Origin of the sequence: Streptacidiphilus neutrinimicus, assembly GCF_000787815.1 — a bacterium.
Classification (GTDB): Bacteria; Actinomycetota; Actinomycetes; order Streptomycetales; family Streptomycetaceae; genus Streptacidiphilus; species Streptacidiphilus neutrinimicus.
The window spans coordinates 1-3,930 of record NZ_BBPO01000064.1 but is presented as its reverse complement, the minus strand read 5'-3'; the positions used below and the strand labels follow the sequence as shown (position 1 = coordinate 3,930).

1 protein-coding gene and 1 pseudogene are annotated in these 3,930 nt (G+C 73.9%); both read right to left on the bottom strand.

Annotation, left to right across the window (positions count from 1 at the left end; genetic code table 11):
• Window positions 1–1,988 (bottom strand): type I polyketide synthase (locus TR48_RS29900; RefSeq protein ID WP_439654508.1); only part of this gene is annotated, 1,988 nt, incomplete at its 3' end.
• A 95-nt stretch (window positions 1,989–2,083) separates the two neighbouring features.
• Window positions 2,084–3,856: pseudogene (locus tag TR48_RS29895) on the bottom strand (type I polyketide synthase); the annotation flags it as partial.
• Between the last annotated feature and the right edge of the window lie 74 nt (window positions 3,857–3,930).

The following is a 3,930-nucleotide window of genomic DNA, read 5'->3' as shown; positions in this document are numbered from 1 at the left end:
ACCAGCTTCGCCGCGTCCGCCAGCGAGAGCACACCCGCCACATGCGCGGCCGCGATCTCACCGATCGAGTGCCCCGCCAGGAAGTCCGGGCGCACACCCCAGGACTCGACCAGCCGGAAGAGGGCCACCTCAAGAGCGAAGAGCGCCGGCTGCGTGTACGCCGTCTCGTCGATCCGGTCCCCGATGTCCTTCAACGGGCGGTCAAGATACTGGTCCAGCTCGGCGCAGACCGCGTCGAACGCCGCCGCGAACACCGGAAAGGCCTCGTACAGCTCACGGCCCATACCGGCCCGCTGGCTCCCCTGACCGGCGAACAGGAACGCCGTGCGACCGGCGGAACCCGCCCGGCCGGAGACGACGCGGGCCGACGACTCGCCGCGGACCAGCGCCTCCAGGCCGCGCCGCAGCTCCTCGGGCTCGGCGCCGACCACGGCTGCCCGGTGCTCGAACGCCGCCCGCGTCGTGGCCAGCGAGAAGGCGACGTCGGCGGGGACCGGAGCGGGCTGCGCGTCCAGGCTGCCCAGCAGCCGCTCGGCCTGCTCGCGGAGCGCGTCCGGGGTGCGGCCCGACAGCACCCAGGGCACCAGCGCGGTCCGTCCTCCCGGTGCCGACGGCTCGTCGGCCGCCTCGGGGGCGTCGGGCGTCGGCGCCTGCTCCAGGATGATGTGCGCGTTGGTGCCGCTGAAGCCGAACGACGACACAGCCGAGCGACGCGGCTCGCCGGTCTGCGGCCAGTCCCGCTGCTCGGTCAGCAGCTCGACCGCGCCCGCCGACCAGTCCACGTGCGTGGACGGCTCGGTGACGTGCAGCGTCTTCGGCAACACGCCGTGGCGCATCGCCATGACCATCTTCATGATCCCGGCGGCACCGGCGGCGGCCTGGGTGTGGCCCAGGTTCGACTTGACCGAGCCCAGCCAGAGCGGCCGGTCCGCCGGGCGTCCCTGGCCGTAGGTCGCGAGCAGCGCCTGGGCCTCGATCGGGTCGCCCAGGGTGGTGCCGGTGCCGTGCGCCTCGACCACGTCGACCTGGTCGCTGGTGAGGGCGGCCCCGGCGAGCGCCTGCTTGATCACGCGCTGCTGCGAGGGGCCGTTGGGCGCGGTCAGGCCGTTGCTCGCGCCGTCCTGGTTGACCGCGCTGCCGCGTACGACGGCGAGGACCGGGTGCCCGTTGCGCCGGGCGTCGGCGAGCTTCTCGACGAGCAGCATGCCGACGCCCTCGCCCCAGCCGGTGCCGTCCGCCGTGTCCGAGAAGGCCTTGCACCGGCCGTCGGTCGCCAGACCGCGCTGGCGGCTGAACTCCACGAAGGTGCCCGGCGTCAGCATGACGGTCACACCACCGGCCAGCGCCAGCGTCGACTCACCCGAGCGGAGCGACTGGCAGGCGAGGTGCAGGGCCACCAGCGAGGATGAGCAGGCGGTGTCGATCGTCACCGCCGGGCCCTCCAGGCCCAGCGTGTAGGACACCCGGCCCGAGGCGATGCTCGCCGAGGTGCCGGTGCCGACCTGGCCCTCCAGGCCCTCGACCGACTGCTGGAGCAGCACGCCGTACTCGTTGTACATGACGCCGACGAAGACGCCCGTGCGGCTGCCCTTGAGCGTGCTCGGGTCGATCCCGCCCCGCTCGAGGGCCTCCCAGGAGGTCTCGAGCAGCAGACGGTGCTGCGGGTCCATCGACATCGCCTCACGCGGGCTGATGCCGAAGAACGCCGGGTCGAACGCCCCCGCGCGGTGCAGGAAGCCGCCCTCACGGGAGTAGGACGTCCCCGGGTGGTCCGGGTCGGGGTGGTAGAGGTTCTCCACGTCCCAGCCGCGGTCCTCCGGGAAGAACGACACGGCGTCCCGCCCGTCGGAGACCAGGTCCCACAGGCCCTCGGGCGAGGAGACACCCCCCGGGAACCGGCATGCCATGCCGACGATCGCGATCGGCTCCTGTTCGCCGTCCTCGTACTCCTTCAGTCGGCGGCGCGTCTCGTGGAGATCCGCCGTCACCCGCTTCAGGAAGTACCGAAGCTTCTCCTCGGCCGCCATCTCAGCCGGCATGTCAGGTCACCTCTCGGGGATGTTGCAGAAAGATCGGACGGTGGTCAGGAGATGCCGAATTCCTTGCCGATGAAGTCGAAGAGGTCGTCATCGGTGGCCTCGTCGAGCTGCTCGGCGACGGCGGCCTCCTCCTCGGCCGCGACCTGCTGGTCGTTCCACCGGGCGAGCAGGGACTGCAGGCGGCCGGCGATCCGCAGGTGACCCTCGCCGTCCGGGACCGCGCCCAGCAACGCCGCTTCCAACCGGTCCAGCTCCGCCAGCAGCGGCAGGACGGCCTCGGCCGGGTCGGGAACCGTCTGGGCCCGCAGCAGGTCGACCAGCGCGGTCGGCGACGGGTAGTCGAAGACCAGCGTGGCCGGCAGCCGCAGGCCGGTGACCCCGTTGAGGCGGTTGCGCAGCTCGACCGCGGTCAGCGAGTCGAAGCCCAGGTCCTTGAAGGCCCGGTCGGCCTCCACGGCGTGCGCCCCGGCATAGCCGAGGACCGCCGCGACCTCCGAGCAGACCAGCTCCAGCAGGACGGCGTCGCGCTCGGCCTCGGGCACGCCCGCGAGCCGCTCGGCCAGGGTCGGGCCGCCGCTCGCCTCGACCGCGCGCCGCTTGGCGACCCGGACCAGGGCCCGCAGCAGCGGCGGCAGCATCCCTGCCTCCGCCTGCGCCCGCAGACCGGCCAGTTCGAGCCGGACCGGCACCAGGACCGGCTCGCCGGAGCGCGCCGAGGCGTCGAGCAGCGCCAGACCCTCCGTCGAGGAGAGCGGCAGCACACCGCCACGCGCCATGCGCTCCACGTCCGCCGAGCCCAACTCGCCCGCCATGCCGCCGTCCTCGGCCCACAGGCCCCAGGCGAGGGAGGTCGCGGGCAGACCGGCGGAGCGACGGTGCTGGGCGAGGGCGTCCAGGAAGCCGTTCGCCGCCGCGTAGTTGCCCTGACCGGCGTTGCCGAAGACACCGGCGGCCGAGGAGAACAGCAGGAAGGCGGAGAGGTTCTGGTCCTTCGTCAGCTCGTGGAGGTGCCAGGCCGCGTCGACCTTGGGACGCAGCACGGCGTCCATCCGGTCGGGGGTGAGGGACGAGATGACCCCGTCGTCCAGCACACCGGCGGTGTGCACCACGGCGGTCAGCGGGTGCTCCAGCGAGCCCAGCAGGGCCGCCAGCGCGGCGCGGTCCGCCACATCGCACGCCGCGAACCGCGCCTCGGCGCCCAGCACGGTGAGGTCACGCACCAGTTCGGCCGCACCGGGCGCCTGCGCGCCACGGCGCGAGACCAGCAGCAGGCGACGCGCACCGTACGCGGTCACCAGGTGCCGGGCGACCAGGCCGCCCAACGAACCGGTCGCACCGGTCAGGAGCACCGTGCCCTGCGGGTCCACCCCGGGGAGGGCGTCCTCTTCCGCCGCGAGCGGGACGCGCGCCAGGCGCGGAGCGAGGGCCGCTCCACCGCGCAGCGCGAGCTGCGGCTCGCCGCCGTCGACGGCGGCGGCGAGCGCAGCCCGTGAGGCCGGGTCCTCGTCCAGATCGACGAGCACGATCCGGCCGGGGTTCTCCGACTGCGCCGAGCGCGCCAAGCCCCAGACGGCGGCGGAGGCCAGGTCGCGGACGTCCTCCCCGTCACGGGCAGCCATCGCACCGCGGGTCACCAGGACCAGCCGGGAGTCCGCGAACGCCTCCTCGGCCAGCCACGTCTGCAGCAGCTCCAGGGCGTCGTGCACAGCCGCGTGGGTGGCAGCAGCGACGTCCGCACCGTCAGCGTGCGACGGCCACGGCACCACCACGGTGTCCGGCACCAGCTCGGCAAGCTTGATCAGGTCGTCACAGCGCTCGGCGCCCGGGAGCCCGAGGTCGTCGTCCCCGAGGACCGCGACCGCGCCGAGGGACCCGGCGGCGGGCAGCGCCA